Genomic DNA, 16,647 nt, shown 5'->3' with positions numbered 1-16,647 from the left:
GGGTCCTGCGCATGATCTATCTCGATTTCGAAAAGCCATTGGCCGAGATCGAAGGCAAAGCCGAAGAATTGCGGGCACTTGCCCGCAAGAATTCCGGCATGGATGTCTCAAAAGAGGCAGAAGCCCTCGACCGTAAGGCCGAGACCGCGCTTCGCGATCTTTATAAGAATCTCAGCGCCTGGCAGAAATGTCAGGTCGCGCGTCATCCGGACCGGCCGCATTGCCAGTCCTATATCGACACGCTCTTCACCGAATATACCCCGCTTGCGGGCGACCGCGCCTTTGCGGACGATCACGCGATTCTCGGCGGGATCGCCCGGTTCAACGATCGTCCCGTGATGGTGATCGGCCATGAAAAGGGCCATGATACCAAATCGCGGATCGAGCATAATTTCGGCATGGCCCGCCCGGAGGGCTATCGCAAGGCGATCCGCCTGATGGATATGGCCGACCGCTTCCGCCTGCCGGTGATCACCCTGGTCGATACCCCCGGTGCCTATCCCGGTAAGGGCGCTGAAGAGCGCGGCCAGTCCGAGGCCATTGCCCGTTCGACCGAGAAATGCCTTTCGCTCGGCGTGCCGCTGATCTCGGTGGTGATCGGTGAGGGTGGCTCGGGCGGGGCGGTGGCTTTTGCCACGGCCAACCGCGTCGCCATGCTGGAGCATTCGGTCTATTCGGTGATCTCGCCGGAAGGCTGCGCCTCGATCCTGTGGAAAGATTCGGACAAGATGCGCGAGGCCGCCGAGGCCCTGCGTCTGACCTCGCAGGATCTGCAGAAACTGGGCGTGATCGACCGCATCATCAAAGAACCGGTTGGTGGCGCGCAGCGTGCCCCTTCCGAGGCTGTCGATGCCGTCGGCAAGGCGATTGAGGCCATGCTGGCCGAGCTGGCCGATAAAAAACCGGCTGCGCTGATCAAAGACCGCCGCCAGAAATTCCTCGAAATGGGATCCAAAGGCCTCGCGGCCTGAATATCTCCCCCCAATATGGAAAGGCCCCTCTGAGCGATCAGCGGGGCCTTTCCTTTATTTGGCTGAAGCGGTTCTCAGGCCTGAGGCGGTGCTGAGACAAACCCAGCCTCGGCCATCAGCCGGTTCGAATTGCTCTCGATCTCCGTCTCAAGCCTCTTCATCACCTCAGAGACGCTTTTCCCGGGCGCGATCGGGGGCAGGAATTCCACCACGGCGAGCCCTGGCCTGCGCAGAATGCCGCGTTTTGGCCAGAACAGGCCAATATTGGTGGCAACCGGCACGCAGGGCTGCTCAAGCTGCTGATAAAGCAAACCGATCCCGGCTTTATAGGGCATAACAACCCCCGGGGCGACGCGGGTGCCCTGGGGATAGATCACCAGCTGTCCAGGCTCGGCCAGGCCCTTTTCCACATCGGCTTTCATTTTGGCCACCGCCGCACCGCGCTTGCCGCGGTCAACCGGGATACAGCCCAGACGCAGCGCATACTGGCCAAGGACCGGCGCATAGATCAGCTCGCGTTTCATTATGAATTTCGCCTTCGGCAGCGCGGCAAAGATCACCAGAATGTCAAAGAAACTCTGATGTTTGGCGGCGACCAGCACCTCGCCCTGCGGCACCTCGCCCCGGATTTCGGTGCGCAGCCCGCACAGAAGGCGGGCGCTGGTGATCACCCAGCGCGCATAAAAGCGGCAGGCGGTACGCGCGCCCCGCGAAGAGAACAAAGCCCAGGGCAGGAAGAGCAGGCCGACCACTGCCATCATCAGATACATCTGGATGATGAACAGCAGCGACATCAGCCAGCGGATCACAATCATCGGAATTCTCTCAGCTTGCGCAATGCAGCGCGTCTTGTGGCAAAAAAGGCCACCGCTCCGGCCGCGGGCGGCAGCAACAGCGGCAAAATCCAGCCCGCGCCGGTAAAGCCGAGCCCGGTCAGGAACCCCCCGGCGGCATCGGCGCGTGGCAGCATCAGGATGCCGATCATCCCGGCCAGCGCCCCCACCCCTGCCCCGGTCAGGGCGCGAAGGGTAAAGCGGCGGACAAAGGCCCGGGCGATGAAAGTATCATTGGCGCCGACCAGGCGCAGCACCCGCACCACCTGGGCATTGGCCTCGAGCGAGGCGCTGGCGGCCAGGGTAACCATTGCCGCCATGGCGGTGCCGATCAGCAGGATCGACATCCAGCCCAGCAGCCGCAGCCGCGCCGCAGCCTCGGCCAGCGGGCGGCGCCAGCGGGTATGGTCATCGAGCACCGCGCCCGGGGCCTCGGCGCTGAGCCGCTGTCGCAAACCCTCGCCATCATAGCCCGGATCAGCCTCGATCACCTCGATAAGGCGCGGCAGCGGCAGTTCCTCAATGGGCAGATCCGGTCCGAACCAGGGCGCGAGCAGGGCCCGGTTTTCCGCATCGCTCAGCGCGCGGGCGCTTTCGATGCCGGGGGTGGTGGCCAGCAGCGCCAGCACCGCATCGGTCTGTACCTGCATCTGCTCGGGCGGAGCCGAGAGGCGGATCGTGGCGGTGCGGGCCAGCGCATCCGACCAGCGATGCGCCAGACGCCCCGAAGCCAGCGACAAAGCCAGCGCGAAAACGCAAAGGAATGTCATGGCCCCGGCGGTGAACAGCGTCAGCCAGGAGGTATGACCCGAAGGCGGGACCACCCGGTCTGAACGGGCATCGGGCAGCAAAAGCGCGGCAAGCGGCGCGAGCGGATTGGGCAGTTTCACAGATCCGCCCCCGCCAGCTGAATGCGCCGCCTGGAGATCCGCAGCACCCGGGCCGCGATCTGTCCCTTGGCCTGACGGATCAGGTTCATATCATGAGTGGCGACCACAATGGTTTTGCCCATCCGGTTCAGCTCCAGCAGCAGATGCAGCAGCCGCAGCGACATTTCCCAGTCGACATTGCCGGTCGGCTCATCCGCCAGGATCACATCCGGCCCCATGATGATAGAGCGTGCCAGCGCCGCGCGCTGCCGCTCGCCCCCCGAAAGCGAGGCGGGCAAGGCATCCGAGAGATGACCAAGCCCCACCCAGTCGAGCAGATCCTGCAGATCTCGCGGGTCATTTTTGCGCCCCGAGACCGTCAGCGGCAGCGCCACATTGGCGGCAAGCGGCAGATGGTCGAGGAACTGCACATCCTGATGCACCACACCAATGCGCTGACGGATGACCGACACATTATCGCGCGACAGGCCTTTCACCTCACGATCGAAAATCGTGACATGACCGGCGGTCGGCAACAGCTCGGCATAGGCCATTTTCAGGAAAGTGGTCTTGCCGGCACCTGAGGGGCCGGTCAGAAAGTGAAATGACCCCGGTGCCAGCCGCAGCGAGACCTCGGAGAGCAGCTCGCCCCCGCCGTAATTATAGGCCGCATTCTCAAAGGCAATCACCGCGCCCCGCCCCCTCGTGACATCTCCGCACCCATGGCTGCCCGGGCCTTTTCGGGGCCTCTGGGACGTAATTGCGCATAAATCGCACAAGCGCAAAGGATTAGACAAGGCCCGGGCTCACATTGTCCTGGACGTCGCACGTATAATAGTTAGAAATATTAAAGCGCTATTATCGGGTGAGGGCCGGATGCAGCTGGCATGTCCAAATTGTGATGCCAAGTATGAAGTGCCGGATGATGCAATCCCTGAGGCAGGCCGTGACGTTCAGTGTTCCGGTTGCGGCCATGCGTGGTTTCAGCATCCCGCCACTGCCGGACCGGACCCGCTCTCCGGGATGCAGCCCCCTGCCCTGACGGCAGCTGAGGATGCGGCCTATACTTCCGAACGCCGCAGCTATGACAGCTTCCCCGGTGGCAGCCAGGACTGGGAGGAAGAAAACCCGCCGCATGAGGCGGCCCAGCCGCCCCTGCCCTCATTCCCTCCCGCGCCGCCACTGAGTACAGCAAGGCCTGCTGCACCGCTCAGCGCGCCATCGCCAGGGTCTGATCCGGCTGACACGCGCCTCGCGGATCTGCTCGCGGCGCATGAAGCCTCCGGGGATGACGCGGGCGATGCTGGCTATGAGGATGAGCCCCTGGCGCCAGCTCTGCGCGAGACCAGGGCCGCCCGCCCCGCGCCACCGCCGGTGCCGCCCGCCCCGCCTGCGCCCGCCTCGCGCCGCGATCTGGAAGACAGCGTGCTGGCAATTTTGCGCGAAGAGGCCGAGCTTGAGGCCGAAGCGCGGCGCCTTGAGGCGCAGCGGCTTGCCAATCGCCGCCTTGCCGCCGAAGCCGAAATGCAGACCCAGCCCGATCTGGGGCTTGATCAGGCGGTTGCGCCCGCCCCGGTGCTGAGCGCGGCCCAAAAGCGCCTTGCCATGCTGCGCGGTGAGGATCTGGAAGACGACCCGCCCACGCCGGTTCCGGCCGGGGAAAGCCCCCGCCCCGCGCAGCCGCGCCGTGACCTTCTGCCCGATGTCGAAGAGATCAATTCGACGCTGAAGCCCGAGGAAAACGGCTTTGACGCCGATGCCGAGGTGGAAGCCCTGCCCGATCTGACGCGCAGCAGCGGTTTCCGCTCCGGCTTTGTGCTGGCGCTGGTCGTGCTCGGCCTCGGCACCATCGCCTATGTGCTGTCCGACCGGATCGGGGCGGCGCTGCCCTCGGCAAAGGCGCCACTCGACAGCTATGTCAGCCTGATCGACGGGCTGCGGCTCTGGCTGAACGGGGTGATGGACCGCGCCTCTGAGGCGCTCAGGCCCGGTTCCGGCGGCTGACTATGCTGAACTGACAGGAAAGCCCGGGCCGCCTGCAGCGCGCCCGGGCTTTTTCAGTTCACTCTTCCGGGGCCCGCCTCAGAACAGCTCCAGCAGGCGCTTCAGATAGTTCAGCTCTGCATCCGGGCGTTCAGCCTCGCCCGAGCGGCGGCGGATTTCATCGAGCAGCTGCCGGGCGCGCTGATCAGGGTTATTCTCGACCATATTGCGGTCCGAGCCGATCCGCGCCGAATCGCCCGGCTCGCGCCCAAGCGGATCGGTGGCATTCGGATCGACGCGCCGGGCATCGCGGGGTGGCTGATCACCGCCTTCGCCTCCCGGCTGGCGCTCGCGGTCATTCATCGCCTCGCCAAGGTCTTTCATCCCCTCGCGCAGCCCCTGCATGGCCTCGGCCTGTTTATCCAGCGCGCCGGAAAGATCGCCTTCGCGCAAAGCCTCCTCGGCCTCACGCATCGCGCGTTCGGCCTCGCCCAGCCGGTCACGCCCGGCCTCGCCTTTCTCAGAACCATCGCCGGGCAGCTGGCCATTCTGCAATTCGTTCAGCTTGTCGCGCAGCTCGCGCTGGCGGTCGGCCAGCTCGCCCGGATCCTGACCTTCGCCGCTCTGGCCCTCGCCGCCCTGGCCACCATTTCGACCGCGCTGCATGCCGCGATAGGCCTCATCCGAGAGGCCCTGCTGATTTTTCAGCGTCTCGCCCAGATCGCGCATCGCGCCCTGGCCACCCTGTCCCTCGCCTTCGCCCTCGCCCTGCCCCTGCTGCATCTGCAGGTTCTCCATCAGCGCGCGCAGCTGCTCCATCTTCTCCATGGCTTCGGCGGTCTTGCCCTCTTTCATCAGCCGCTCGATCTCATCGAGCAGCTGCTGGATCTGGTCCTGGGTGACCTCACGCGATTCGCCGCCGCCCTGCTGCGAAGGGTCCCGGGGCTGCTGGCCCAGCTCACGCATATAATCGCGCATGGCCTGCTGCAGCTCTTTCATCAGCTCGTCAATTTCTTCCGGCGAGGCGCCGTTTTTCATCGCCTCTTCCAGCCGCTGCTGGGCGCGCTCCAGCCGTTCAGCCGCCGAGCCCAGATCGCCCTCCTCAAACAGATAGGCGATCGCCCAGAGCTCTGCCGCCACCTGGTCACGATCAGCATCGCTCAGCGGCTGCGGCAGCCTGTCCATAGCGCGCACCGCGACCCGCAGGCGTTTGGCAGCTTCCTGCGCGCGCAGCTCTTCAGGGCGATAGCCAATCGCCTTCAGCAGCTGCGACAGGCGCGGCAGGTTTTCGCGGTTCCACAGCAGATCGCGCCGCATCTCGGCCACCGCCGCCGCCGTCGGATCGAAGAAGCGTTTGCCGGGCAGCGTCACCGCATAGGGCGCGGCCGCGCCGTGATTGCCCGCCGCATCGGTGACCTCAAACTGCATCACCACCGGCAGATTGGCGAAAACATGTTCCGAGAGGTCATCGATAATGGTCTGGCTGATCTCGCTGCGATTGCCTTTTACCGGCATCGGCAGATCCAGTACCACCGGGGCAAAGGGTTCCGGCTCCGGCTCAAGGCCGTAGCGCCGGGTAACCTTCGCCAGATCAAGGCTGATCGTCACCTGTCCGGCGGTCACGCCATAATCATCTGAGGCGGTAAATTCCTGCTTAAACCGGCCAGCGGCCTCGCGCTTCATCTCGCCCGATAAGGTGATTTCCGGCGCGAGATCCGGGGTGGCGATGACCTGCCATTCCCGCCCGCCAGCCCCTGCAATCTCCAGCCGTCCGGACTGGCTGACCAGCAGTTCACTCAGCCCGCCAAGGCCTTGCGGCACAGCATCCCCGGCTCCGGTTGCGGCTTCGGGCGGCGCGACCTGAGCAATACTCTGCTCAACCCTCAGCCCGCCCGCCTCGCCATAAAGGCGGATCTGAATACGGCTGCCGACCGGGATCTGCACCTCGCCTGCCTGGATATCATTGAGATAAAGCGTCGGCTGACCGGTATAGGCCGGCGGGCGGGCCCAGCCCTCCCAGGCCGGCCCGCCAGCAGCGGCCAGCGCCGGGCCGGGGGTCACCCCGGTCACTTCTGCCGCGCGCCAGAATGAGCCAAAACAGGCCGCCATCACCGCCGCCGTAAGGGCGACATAGCGCAGGCTATAGGGGTCGCGCGATGAGAGCTGCAGATCCGGTGCGACGGGTTTTGCTTCGGCCAGCCGGGCTGCCATCCGCGCCTGGTGCACCCGCCAGACCCCTTCGGACAAGGGATCCCTGGCCCCGATCAGCTGCTGATCCTGCAAAGCGCTGATCGGACGGCCCGGCAGGCTGGCATCAAGCCGGTTCAGCGCCTCGGCCCGGGTCGGGCGGCGGAACTGGCGCAAGCCCAGCACAAGGGCGAGCAGCGCCAGCAGGCCCGTCAGCGCCAGGCCGGTCTGAACCTGCAGATGCGTGCCCAGATCCTGCAGCCCGAAAGCCGCTGCCGACAGGGCCAGCAGCACCAGGGTCCAGAGCGGCCAGAACGCCCGGCTCAGCCGCTCGGCCCAGAGCCCGAGATGCGTCAGTCGCAGCGGCCAGGCCAGCTGCCTCAGCGCTTTGCTCCCGATACCGCCCTCTGTCTCTGGCCTATGCCGCTGCTCCGCCATCCATTCTCCGATCCGGATTGCCAGGCCAAAAACCCGGCCCGGCCCTTAAAGCCATGCCGGAACCTTATCGCGCGCCAGAATTTCGTCAAAGGTAGGGCGTTCCCGAATGACAGCGAATTGATCCCCCTTCACCAGCACCTCAGGCACCAGCGGACGGGTGTTATATTCGCTGGCCATCACCGCGCCATAGGCCCCGGCCGAGCGGAAAGCGACCAGATCATCGGGGGCCAGTGCCGGCAGATTGCGCTGTTTGGCGAAGGTATCGCCGGTCTCACAGACCGGGCCGACCACATCGATGGGGTGGTTTTCCGTCCCCGGCGCCGCCTCCACCACCGGAATAATGTCGTGATGCGCCTCATACATTGCCGGGCGCACCAGATCATTCATCGCCGCATCAAGGATCAGAAAATCGCGGCCCTCGCCCTCTTTCACCCAGATCACCGAAGAGACGAGGATACCGGCATTGCCGGAGATCAGCCGGCCCGGCTCAATCTCGATCTCGCAGCCCAGATGGCCCAGCGTGCGCTGGATCATCTGACCATATTCCACCGGCAGCGGCGGTGCCTCATTCGAGCGCTCATAGGGAATGCCGAGTCCGCCGCCGAGATCAAGACGCGAGATCTCATGCCCGTCGGCACGCAGCTGTGCGGTCAGTTCCGCAACCTTGGTAAAAGCCGCCTCAAAGGGCGCAAGATCGGTCAGCTGGCTGCCGATATGCACATCAATGCCCACGATCTTCAGACCCGGCAGCTTTGCCGCCTCGGCATAGACCGCGCGGGCTCTGGCAATCGGGATGCCGAATTTATTCTCGGATTTTCCGGTGGCAATTTTCGCATGGGTCTTTGCATCGACATCGGGGTTCACCCGCACGGTGATCGGCGCGATTTTACCAAGACTTACAGCCGCTTCTGAAATCGCCCGCATCTCCGGCTCAGATTCGACATTGAACTGACGGATCCCGCCTTCCAGCGCCGCCCGGATCTCGGCGCGGGTTTTGCCCACGCCCGAGAAAACGATACGCTCGCCCGGCACGCCCGCCGCCCTGGCACGCAGATATTCCCCGATCGAAACCACATCCATTCCGGCGCCAAGATCGCCGAGCAGCTTCAGCACCGCAACATTCGACAAAGATTTGATCGCAAAGCAGACCAGATGCGGCAGCGGCGACAAAGCATCGGTGAACAGCTGATAATGCCGGGTCAGAGTGGCTGCGGAATAGACGTAAAACGGCGTTCCGACCGCTGCTGCGATCTCGGGGATTGCCACATCCTCGGCATGAAGAAGCCCGTCACGATAGAGGAAGTGATCCATTGCGGCTGCGCCTTTTCGTCTGAATTTCCCGCCTGCTATAGCAGAGGGCAGCGTATAAGCAATTCGGCGCGCTCAGAACCCGGCCGAGAGGCGCAGCGGGCCGAAACGGGTGCCGACAAATCCGCCGCCGCTGCCCGCACCCAGCGTAACCCCGCCTGCCGATCCGGCAACCGAAGGGTAAACCCTGCCGTCAGAGCCGATATGCATACCGATGGTCGGATCAACCACCTGCTGCGGCTGCGCGCAGGCGGCAAGGCAAAGCAGCAGCAGCAGCACGGCGCGCCGGGGTCTCATCTCAGAACCCGGTCGCAGCGCCGATGCTCAGCCGGTGCTCAAAGGTGTTTTTCTGCGCCGGATGCGAGGGCTGCCCCGCCACGCCACAACCGGCGAGCGAGGCAAGTGTCACGATCAGCAGGAGAGGTCGCATGATCTTTTCCTTTCGGCCCCGGTGCGGGACCGGGGCAGCTTGTCTCAGGCCAGAGAGGCTTTCCAGCGTGCGATCTGTTCACGCACCCGGACCGGCGCGGTCCCGCCATAAGAGAGGCGCGAATTGACCGAATTCTCGACGCCCAGCACGGTGAACACCTCATCGGTGATCTCAGCATGCACGCTCTGCATCTGCGCGAGGCTCAGATCCGGCAGGTCGATCCCGGCTTTCTCGGCCAGCGCCACCAGCGCGCCGGTGACGTGATGCGCTTCGCGGAACGGCATGCCGAGGCGACGCACCAGCCAGTCGGCCAGATCGGTCGCGGTCGAGAAGCCGCTTGCGGCAGCAATACGCAGATTTTCGGTCTGCGCCGCCATATCCGAGACCATGCCGGTCATCGCTGCCAGGCCCAGCATCAGATTGTCAGCCGCGTCAAAGACTTGTTCTTTGTCTTCCTGCATATCCTTGGAATAGGTCAGCGCCAGACCCTTCATAATGGTAAAGAGCGCCACCGTTGCCCCCAGAATCCGCCCCAGCTTGGCGCGCAGGAGTTCAGCCGCATCAGGGTTTTTCTTCTGCGGCATGATCGACGAGCCGGTGGTCCATTTGTCCGACAGGCGCACGAAGCGGAACTGGGCCGAGGACCAGATCACCAGCTCTTCGGCAAAGCGCGACAGATGCATGGCGCAGATCGAGGCCGCGGCAAGGAATTCCAGCGCGAAGTCACGGTCCGACACCGAATCGAGGCTGTTCGCGGTCGGGCGGTCAAAGCCGAGTGCTGCTGCCGTGGCATGGCGGTCAATCGGGAAGGAGGTGCCGGCAAGGGCCGCCGCGCCGAGCGGGCATTCGTTCATCCGCCTGCGCGCATCCTCAAACCGCGAGCGGTCGCGGGCGAACATCTCGACATAGGCCATCATATGATGACCCCAGGTCACCGGCTGCGCGGTCTGCAGATGGGTAAAGCCCGGCATCACCATATCGGCGCCAGCCTCGGCCTGTGAGATAAAGGCCTGCATCAGCGCCGTCAGGCCCGAGATCGCAGCATCACACTGATCGCGGACCCAAAGGCGGAAATCGACCGCCACCTGGTCATTGCGCGAACGCCCGGTATGCAGACGCTTGCCAGCCTCGCCGATCATATCGGTCAGGCGCGATTCAACGTTCAGGTGGATGTCTTCCAGCTCGGTCTTAAATTCAAACGCGCCGCGCTCGATTTCTGACAAGACGGTGAGCAGGCCTTCCCCGATCGCCTGTGCATCGTTATCGGTGATGATGCCCTGGGCTGCGAGCATCGCAGCATGGGCGCGCGAGCCACGAATGTCCTGGGCATAGAGCCGTTTGTCGAAGCCGATCGAGGCATTGATTGCCGTCATGATCGCATCCGGCCCTTCGGCGAAACGACCGCCCCACATCTGGTTTGCGGCTTTGGACTGGTCCTGGTCAGACATGCGATTGGGCCTCGGAATAGGAGAAGGGCGTGCGAAAACTACTGGCGGTGCTTTATACCGGCCTCGCGCTTGGTGCAAATGCGGTCCTGGCAGATCCGGCCGCTTTGCGCGAGGGGGATATGCGCAAACTGGCCTTTCATGAGGCACCTGTGGCGATTCCGGCGGCCGAACTGCTGACCATTGACGATCAGCCCGCCTCGCTCGGGGCCTATGCCGGCAAATGGATGGTGCTGAATTTCTGGGCCACATGGTGTGTGCCCTGCCGCGAGGAAATGCCCTCGCTCGATCAGCTGCAGGCCGATATGCCTGAAATCGCCGTGGTGCCGCTCGCCACCGGGGCCAATGAACCTGCGGCGATCCGTCGTTTCTACGACCAGGCCGGGCTGAAAAATCTGCCGATCCTGCGCGACCCGCGCGCGGCGCTGGGGCGGCAGATGGGGGTGATGGCGATGCCGGTCACGGTGATCGTGAACCCCGAAGGCGAAGAGGTCGCCCGGCTGATCGGTGATGCGGTCTGGGACAGCGATAACGCCAAAGCCATCCTGAAAGCGCTGGTCGCGGGCGGATAAGCACAGGTTCCGCCCGGCTGAGCCCCGCCCTCACAGATCGAATGTGGCCAGAACCGGCACGTGATCCGAGGGCTGCTCCCAGCCACGCACATCACGCAGAATGCGCGAGCCATGCGCCGCATTGGAAATATCGGGCGTCGCCCAGATATGATCGAGACGGCGGCCCTTATCGGCGGCATTCCAGTCGGGCGAGCGATAGCTCCACCAAGAATAAAGCTTACCGGTCGGAATGTCCTGGCGGGTAATGTCGACCCATTTCCCGGCCTCCTGGGCTGCGCCCAGATGCTCGACCTCAATCGGGGTATGGCTGACGATTTTCAGCAGCTGCTTGTGGTTCCAGACATCATCCTCACGCGGGGCGATGTTCAGATCGCCCACCATGATGGATTTCGCCGGATTATCGGCGTGGAAAGCGTCGCGCATTTCGGTCAGGAAATCGAGCTTCTGGCCGAATTTCACATTCTTTTCGCGGTCCGGAATATCGCCACCGGCGGGAACGTAGAAATTATGAATGGTGACGCCATTTTCCAGCTTGGCCGCCACATGCCGGGCATGGCCGAGCGCGGCATAATCGCGGTCTCCGGCATCTTCGAGCGGCAGTTTTGACAGGATTGCCACGCCGTTATAGCCCTTCTGGCCCCGCGCCACGACATGGCGATAGCCAAGCGCGGCAAAGCCCTCATAGGGGAACAGCTCCAGGGGCGTCTTGATCTCCTGCAGGCACAGAATATCGGGGGCCGATTCCGTCAGCAGACGACTGACCAGAGCTTCGCGCAGCCGCACGGAATTGATGTTCCAGGTGGCAAGGGTGAAGGGCATCCGGTCTCTCCTGTCATGCAGATCTGCTGACCAGGGCAAACCGGACAGCGGCGCGACACTAGGCCGGGGGGGCGTCAAAAGAAAGCCCGGAGCTGCGTTTACACACGCAATGCACCGGGCAAGGTCCAACAGGGAGGAAACTGTTTATAGCACGATTCCCAATCCGAACTGATAAGTTTAGTTTCTACCAAAGCGCGAGACGGGCGGAATGCAGCATTTTTGCCACCCCTCCGTGCCGCCTTCGCAACATGGTTAACCTGACCGGCGCCATCCCCGCGGGTCCGGATACAAAAAATGGCCGGGCAAGTGGCCCGGCCAGTCCAACAGGGAGGTCGTCATGTCATAACCCCGACATGACAAGGGGATCTCGGTGTGATCTCGGCACCGCTGCTCTGATCTTCGGGACACAGACTCGGCCAAAGACCCTGATATCAGATGAATCAGGCGATTTTCAGGCAACGAGGCGGTAGCCGCCGCTCTCGGTAACCAGCAGCCGCGCATTCGAGGGATCAGGCTCAATCTTCTGCCGCAGGCGGTAGATATGGGTTTCGAGCGTATGGGTGGTGACCCCGGCATTATAGCCCCAGACCTCATGCAGAAGCACATCACGCGCCACCACACCCGACTGAGCGCGATAGAGGAACTTGAGGATATTGGTCTCTTTTTCCGTAAGCCGGACTTTGCGGTCCTTCTCATCCACCAGCAGCTTCTGCGCCGGGCGGAAGGAATAGGGGCCAAGCTGGAAGATCGCATCTTCCGACTGCTCATGGGTGCGCAGCTGGGCCCGGATCCGCGCCAGAAGCACCGGGAATTTGAACGGCTTGGTCACATAATCATTGGCACCGGAATCAAGGCCAAGAATGGTATCCGAATCGGTATCATGGCCGGTCAGCATCATGATCGGGCATTTCACCCCCGATTTGCGCATCCGGCGGCAGAGCTCGCGCCCGTCAGTATCAGGCAGGCCCACATCCAGAATGACCAGATCGTAGATCGCGGCTTTCGCCTTCTCCATGCCTTCCGCACCGCTGCGGGCCTCGAAGACGTCAAAATCTTCGGTCATGACAAGCTGTTCCGACAGCGCTTCGCGCAGATCGTCATCATCATCAACAAGTAAAATCTTACGAAGCTGGGCCATGGCTGGTCCTTTCAATTGCGTGATCAACACATGCGGCGCGGTGCTGGTTCCCACAAGCTTTGCAACAATTCGCTCACGGCCTCGTGTCGCTTTGCCGGTAAATATTTCAATCCTGTCATGCTTTCCGGGCCTCGCGGCTTCCCCCCCCCCTGCGCATTGGGTAGACCTTGGTCAGGAGTATCCGCGATGACCCTCAGCCCTTCTGCCCCCTCCCCTGCCCTTGCGGCGCTTGGCCCTGGTGTGACCGAGCGCCTGGCGCGTGCCCGTGGCGACCTGCGTATGGGGGTGCCGGTGGTGCTGGCCGGGGATGGGGAGGCCGCCCTCGCCGTGGCAATCGAGGCGCTGGACCCGGCCCGGCTGGCGGGGCTGCGCGCGCTTGGAACGCCGGAACTGGCGCTGACCGGGCACCGGGCCGAGACGCTGAAGGCCTTTGCCTGCGATGGTGACATCGCGCGGATCGCGGTGCCTGCCAGCGCCGATACCGCCTGGCTGCGCGCCATTGCCGATCCCCAGGATGACCTCAGGGTGCCGATGAAAGGCCCGGTGCGCGGTCTTTACGGTGGCTCGGGCGCCCTGCACCGTGCCGCCGTTCTGCTGGCGAAATCAGCGCGGCTGCTGCCCGCCGCTTTGCTGGTTAAAATCCCGGATCCGCTGGCCCTGGCCGGGGAATATGGCCTTACCTTCCTGCGCCTCGACGAGACCCTGCCCGCAATGTCGCGCCTTGTACCGCTCGATGATGTGGTTGCCGCCCGCCTGCCGATGGCACTGGCCGGGGCGGGGCGGCTGCATATTTTCCGCCCCGATGACGGCGGGGATGAGCATTACGCAATTGAGATCGGCCAGCCTTCCCGCGACCTGCCGGTGCTGACGCGGCTGCATTCAGCCTGTTTCACTGGCGATGTGCTGGGCTCGCTGAAATGCGATTGCGGCCCGCAGCTTCATGCTGCCCTGTCCCAGATGGGCGAGGCCGGCGGCGGGGTGCTGCTCTATCTCAACCAGGAGGGGCGCGGCATCGGCCTCGCCAATAAGATGCGCGCCTATTCGCTGCAGGATCAGGGCTTTGACACGGTCGAGGCCAATCACCGCCTCGGCTTTGAGGATGATGAGCGCGATTTCCGCATCGGCGCCGAACTGCTGCGCGGTCTGGGCTTCTCGCAGGTGCGGCTCCTGACCAATAATCCGCGCAAAGTGGCGATGCTCGACAGCTGCGGGCTGAAAGTGGTCGAGCGCGTGCCGCTGCAGGTCGGCAAAACCCGCGAGAATGCGGCCTATCTGGCGACCAAAGCCGCCAAATCCGGCCATCTGCTGTGATCCTTCCCGGCCAGAGCCCCGCCGATCTGGTGCTGAGCCCGACCGGGCTGCGGTTCCAGGGCCGCCGCTACCCCTGCACCATCGGCCGCAGCGGCATTACGCGTGATAAACGTGAGGGGGATGGCGCAACTCCGGCCGGGCTGCACCGGATCATGGGCGCGCTTTTCCGCCCCGACCGCCTGCCCCGCACCGCCGTACCGGCCTGGGCCCAGCCGATTTTGCCGGGGGATCTCTGGTCCGATGACAGCCGCGATACGGCCTATAATCAGCATGTCCGCGCCCCCTATGCGTTTTCGCATGAGGCTTTGCGCCGGGCCGATCCGCTTTATGATCTGGTGCTGGTGACCGACTGGAACTGGCCCGAGGCCCGGCCCGGCAAGGGCTCGGCAATCTTTCTGCATACATGGCGGCGGCGGGTTGCGCCGACGGCGGGCTGCATCGCTTTTGCCCGCCGTGATCTGCTGCGGATTGCCAGGGCCATTATCCCCGGCCAGACCCGGCTGATCGTGCCCTATTTCTGATAGGCGCGCGATCCGAAAAGGGCGCTGCCAACCCGCACATGGGTGGCACCATGGGCAATCGCGGTCTGAAAATCGCTGCTCATCCCCATCGACAGGCCGGTCAGCCCGTTGCGTTCGGCAATCCCCGCCAGCATCGAGAAATGCGGCGCCGGATGCTCATCCTCGGGCGGGATACACATCAGCCCGACCACCGGCAGGCCCATCATCCGGCAGGCCGCGATGAAGTCATCGGCCTGGCCGGGCAGAATTCCCGCTTTCTGCGCCTCTTCGCCGGTATTGACCTGAATGAAGAGATCGGGCGAGCTGCCACGGGTTTCGGCCAGCCGGGCCAGCTTCTCGGCCAGAGAGGGCCGGTCGAGGGTATGGATCACGTCAAACAGCTCGACCGCGACCTTGACCTTATTGGTCTGCAACGGCCCGATCATATGCAGCTGAACCCCGGGATACTCCTGACGCCAGCCTGGCCATTTAAACCCGGCCTCCTGGACATAATTCTCACCGAACACCCGCTGCCCCTCGGCCAGAACCGCCTCAACCCGTTCGGGAGGCTGCACTTTTGAGACGGCGATCAGCGTGACCGATCCGGGCGCGCGCCCTGCCTCTGCCTCGGAATCGCGGATCCTTGCGGTGATCTCTGCCAGTGACATCGGCCCTCTCCTTCTGCTTGCGGCTGAGAGTAATGAGCCGGCCCGGCAAAGGAAAGCAAGCCCGCCCGAAAGCCAGGCTTGCGTCAGGCCAGGGCGACAAAAGAAAAGAGCAGGCCGAAGCCTGCTCTTTCCTTAACCTCAGGATCTTTGCAGATCAGAAGTCGAAGCGGACGCCAACGTCAGCAACGTTTTCGCCAGCGAAGCCCGACTGGATCGAGCCCGACAGACGAGCGCCTTCGCCGAGCGAGTAGTCAGCGCCGATGCCGTATGCGGTGTCGGTGTCAACGCCCGGGATGTCCATTTCCGAAACGTATGCACGCAGGGTGGTCGCGCCGAATGCATAGTTACCGTAGAGGGTAACCTGGTTCGAGTCAGCCAGGTCGTAGTCATAGTAGTTCAGGCCGACTTTTGCGTCGCCGAACGAATATGCACCGCCGAGGAAGAACTGGTCGTTGTCTGCGATACCAGCACCGTCCTTCAGGATGGCAGCAGCAACCGAGATCTGGCCATTGGTCCAGTCAGCCGCGATGCTGATTTCTTCTTCGAAGCCCAGCGGGTTGTCGATGGTCTGGTCCGGATCAACATATGCGAAATACAGGTTCACACCCGAGATCGAATAGGTTGCTGCAATGCCGGTATAACCGTCAAGCGCTGCGTCGCCAGTCGAATTGTATGCAAAGAACGGAGCCTGTGCGTCGCCGAAGGACGAATCCTGGAAGCCCATTTCCGAGTCATAGGTCAGGCCAACCGAGTCCCACGGGGTGTCGACGTTGCCGACCTGAACGTTCAGGCCTTCATAGCCAACCGAGAAACGAGCCTGGTTGCCGGTGGTTTCGCCAGCCGAGTCGCTGTTCTGGAAACGCAGGCGAGCGCCGAAGGTCACGCCGACATCGGTTTCGGTGGTGGCGTCGATGTTCAGACGCAGACGCGAAGCGATCTGGGTGTCTTCCAGGCCAACGCCGCGGTCTTCAACATATTCCAGACCGAAACGGCCGTAGCCCGAGATGGTCACGTCTGCAGCGGCTGCCGAAGCGCCAGCAACCAGAGCGGTGGTCGCGATAAGAAGCTTTTTCATCGTTTTCCCTCGATTATCTTCTAAGGATGTCGCCCAGATCAGGGGAATCCGATCTGGGTATGCATCGTATTTCTGCCCCGGCGGGCCAGATTGCAATCTT

General features: G+C 63.5%; 17 protein-coding genes and 1 pseudogene. 6 read left to right on the top strand and 12 right to left on the bottom strand.

The window, feature by feature from the left end; genetic code table 11:
* Positions 1–11: 11 nt before the first annotated feature.
* Positions 12–971, top strand: a complete 960-nt coding sequence (locus H0485_RS02145; RefSeq protein WP_226933713.1) for an acetyl-CoA carboxylase carboxyltransferase subunit alpha — start codon at positions 12–14, stop codon at positions 969–971.
* Between the two features lie 74 nt (positions 972–1,045).
* Here the strand turns inward: H0485_RS02145 and H0485_RS02140 are convergent, their stop codons facing one another.
* The 3 genes from H0485_RS02140 to H0485_RS02130 are packed head-to-tail and all read right to left on the bottom strand — an operon-like array spanning position 1,046 to position 3,362.
* Positions 1,046–1,786 carry a lysophospholipid acyltransferase family protein gene (locus tag H0485_RS02140; protein WP_226933712.1) on the bottom strand — a complete coding sequence of 247 codons (741 nt, stop codon included), beginning with the start codon at positions 1,784–1,786 and terminating at the stop codon, positions 1,046–1,048.
* Positions 1,783–2,694: a cell division protein FtsX gene (locus H0485_RS02135; protein WP_226933711.1), complete on the bottom strand. Its 912-nt coding sequence runs from the start codon at positions 2,692–2,694 to the stop codon at positions 1,783–1,785. Before H0485_RS02135 ends, H0485_RS02140 begins: the two co-directional genes overlap by 4 nt.
* Positions 2,691–3,362, bottom strand: a complete 672-nt coding sequence (locus H0485_RS02130) for a cell division ATP-binding protein FtsE (protein ID WP_226933710.1) — start codon at positions 3,360–3,362, stop codon at positions 2,691–2,693. Before H0485_RS02130 ends, H0485_RS02135 begins: the two co-directional genes overlap by 4 nt.
* A 187-nt stretch (positions 3,363–3,549) precedes the next feature.
* On the opposite strand from H0485_RS02130, the pseudogene H0485_RS21795 reads away from it, so the two are divergent.
* Both H0485_RS21795 and H0485_RS02120 read left to right on the top strand, forming a co-directional pair.
* Positions 3,550–3,645 (top strand): annotated as a pseudogene (locus H0485_RS21795) (zinc-ribbon domain-containing protein); the annotation flags it as partial.
* Positions 3,646–3,696: 51 nt separating this feature from the next.
* Positions 3,697–4,677 (top strand): hypothetical protein, encoded by a 981-nt coding sequence (locus H0485_RS02120; protein ID WP_226934002.1) that lies wholly within the window; start codon positions 3,697–3,699, stop codon positions 4,675–4,677.
* Positions 4,678–4,755: 78 nt separating this feature from the next.
* Here H0485_RS02120 and H0485_RS02115 read toward each other — a convergent pair whose 3' ends face one another.
* The 5 genes from H0485_RS02115 to argH form a co-directional block, all read right to left on the bottom strand.
* Complete coding sequence (locus H0485_RS02115; RefSeq protein ID WP_226933709.1) at positions 4,756–7,281, bottom strand: TIGR02302 family protein; 2,526 nt, start codon at positions 7,279–7,281, stop codon at positions 4,756–4,758.
* 45 nt (positions 7,282–7,326) lie between these two features.
* On the bottom strand, positions 7,327–8,592 hold the full coding sequence (lysA, locus tag H0485_RS02110; RefSeq protein ID WP_226933708.1) for a diaminopimelate decarboxylase: 1,266 nt from the start codon (positions 8,590–8,592) through the stop codon (positions 7,327–7,329).
* A gap of 72 nt (positions 8,593–8,664) precedes the next feature.
* Positions 8,665–8,886 carry a hypothetical protein gene (locus tag H0485_RS02105; protein ID WP_226933707.1) on the bottom strand — a complete coding sequence of 74 codons (222 nt, stop codon included), beginning with the start codon at positions 8,884–8,886 and terminating at the stop codon, positions 8,665–8,667.
* A gap of 1 nt (position 8,887) precedes the next feature.
* A complete protein-coding gene (locus H0485_RS02100; RefSeq protein WP_226933706.1) occupies positions 8,888–9,019 on the bottom strand; it encodes an argininosuccinate lyase in 132 nt (43 codons plus the stop codon).
* 44 nt (positions 9,020–9,063) lie between these two features.
* Entirely contained in the window at positions 9,064–10,467 is a 1,404-nt protein-coding gene (argH, locus tag H0485_RS02095; protein WP_226933705.1) for an argininosuccinate lyase, read from the bottom strand.
* Between the two features lie 29 nt (positions 10,468–10,496).
* Between argH and H0485_RS02090 the strand changes: the two genes are divergently transcribed.
* Positions 10,497–11,036: a TlpA family protein disulfide reductase gene (locus tag H0485_RS02090; RefSeq protein ID WP_226933704.1), complete on the top strand. Its 540-nt coding sequence runs from the start codon at positions 10,497–10,499 to the stop codon at positions 11,034–11,036.
* Between the two features lie 30 nt (positions 11,037–11,066).
* On the opposite strand, the gene H0485_RS02085 is transcribed toward H0485_RS02090, so the two are convergent.
* Together H0485_RS02085 and H0485_RS02080 are read right to left on the bottom strand one after the other, a co-directional pair.
* Entirely contained in the window at positions 11,067–11,855 is a 789-nt protein-coding gene (locus H0485_RS02085; RefSeq protein WP_226933703.1) for an exodeoxyribonuclease III, read from the bottom strand.
* 451 nt (positions 11,856–12,306) lie between these two features.
* Complete coding sequence (locus H0485_RS02080) at positions 12,307–12,993, bottom strand: response regulator transcription factor (protein WP_226933702.1); 687 nt, start codon at positions 12,991–12,993, stop codon at positions 12,307–12,309.
* 186 nt (positions 12,994–13,179) lie between these two features.
* On the opposite strand from H0485_RS02080, the gene ribA reads away from it, so the two are divergent.
* Positions 13,180–14,304: a GTP cyclohydrolase II gene (gene ribA, locus H0485_RS02075; protein ID WP_226933701.1), complete on the top strand. Its 1,125-nt coding sequence runs from the start codon at positions 13,180–13,182 to the stop codon at positions 14,302–14,304.
* Entirely contained in the window at positions 14,301–14,825 is a 525-nt protein-coding gene (locus tag H0485_RS02070) for a L,D-transpeptidase family protein (protein ID WP_226933700.1), read from the top strand. The genes ribA and H0485_RS02070 overlap by 4 nt, the downstream gene beginning before the upstream one ends.
* Here H0485_RS02070 and H0485_RS02065 read toward each other — a convergent pair.
* Together H0485_RS02065 and H0485_RS02060 are read right to left on the bottom strand one after the other, a co-directional pair.
* On the bottom strand, positions 14,816–15,472 hold the full coding sequence (locus tag H0485_RS02065) for a YggS family pyridoxal phosphate-dependent enzyme (protein ID WP_226933699.1): 657 nt from the start codon (positions 15,470–15,472) through the stop codon (positions 14,816–14,818). The two genes, H0485_RS02070 and H0485_RS02065, sit on opposite strands and share 10 nt — an antisense overlap.
* Positions 15,473–15,626: 154 nt before the next feature.
* Entirely contained in the window at positions 15,627–16,547 is a 921-nt protein-coding gene (locus H0485_RS02060; RefSeq protein ID WP_226933698.1) for a porin, read from the bottom strand.
* Positions 16,548–16,647 lie beyond the last annotated feature (100 nt).

The sequence above is a fragment of the Pseudogemmobacter faecipullorum genome, from assembly GCF_020539525.1.
Taxonomy (GTDB): Bacteria; Pseudomonadota; Alphaproteobacteria; order Rhodobacterales; family Rhodobacteraceae; genus Pseudogemmobacter; species Pseudogemmobacter faecipullorum.
This window is presented reverse-complemented; position numbering and strand designations above follow the sequence as displayed.

Coding starts and splice junctions, on each gene's coding strand:
- H0485_RS02145 (WP_226933713.1), top strand. CDS start 12: ATGATCTATCTCGATTTCGAAAAGCCATTGGCCGAGATCGAAGGCAAA.
- H0485_RS02140 (WP_226933712.1), bottom strand. CDS start 1,786: ATGATTGTGATCCGCTGGCTGATGTCGCTGCTGTTCATCATCCAGATG.
- H0485_RS02120 (WP_226934002.1), top strand. CDS start 3,697: ATGCAGCCCCCTGCCCTGACGGCAGCTGAGGATGCGGCCTATACTTCC.
- H0485_RS02115 (WP_226933709.1), bottom strand. CDS start 7,281: ATGGCGGAGCAGCGGCATAGGCCAGAGACAGAGGGCGGTATCGGGAGC.
- lysA (WP_226933708.1), bottom strand. CDS start 8,592: ATGGATCACTTCCTCTATCGTGACGGGCTTCTTCATGCCGAGGATGTG.
- H0485_RS02105 (WP_226933707.1), bottom strand. CDS start 8,886: ATGAGACCCCGGCGCGCCGTGCTGCTGCTGCTGCTTTGCCTTGCCGCC.
- H0485_RS02100 (WP_226933706.1), bottom strand. CDS start 9,019: ATGCGACCTCTCCTGCTGATCGTGACACTTGCCTCGCTCGCCGGTTGT.
- argH (WP_226933705.1), bottom strand. CDS start 10,467: ATGTCTGACCAGGACCAGTCCAAAGCCGCAAACCAGATGTGGGGCGGT.
- H0485_RS02085 (WP_226933703.1), bottom strand. CDS start 11,855: ATGCCCTTCACCCTTGCCACCTGGAACATCAATTCCGTGCGGCTGCGC.
- H0485_RS02080 (WP_226933702.1), bottom strand. CDS start 12,993: ATGGCCCAGCTTCGTAAGATTTTACTTGTTGATGATGATGACGATCTG.
- ribA (WP_226933701.1), top strand. CDS start 13,180: ATGACCCTCAGCCCTTCTGCCCCCTCCCCTGCCCTTGCGGCGCTTGGC.
- H0485_RS02065 (WP_226933699.1), bottom strand. CDS start 15,472: ATGTCACTGGCAGAGATCACCGCAAGGATCCGCGATTCCGAGGCAGAG.
- H0485_RS02060 (WP_226933698.1), bottom strand. CDS start 16,547: ATGAAAAAGCTTCTTATCGCGACCACCGCTCTGGTTGCTGGCGCTTCG.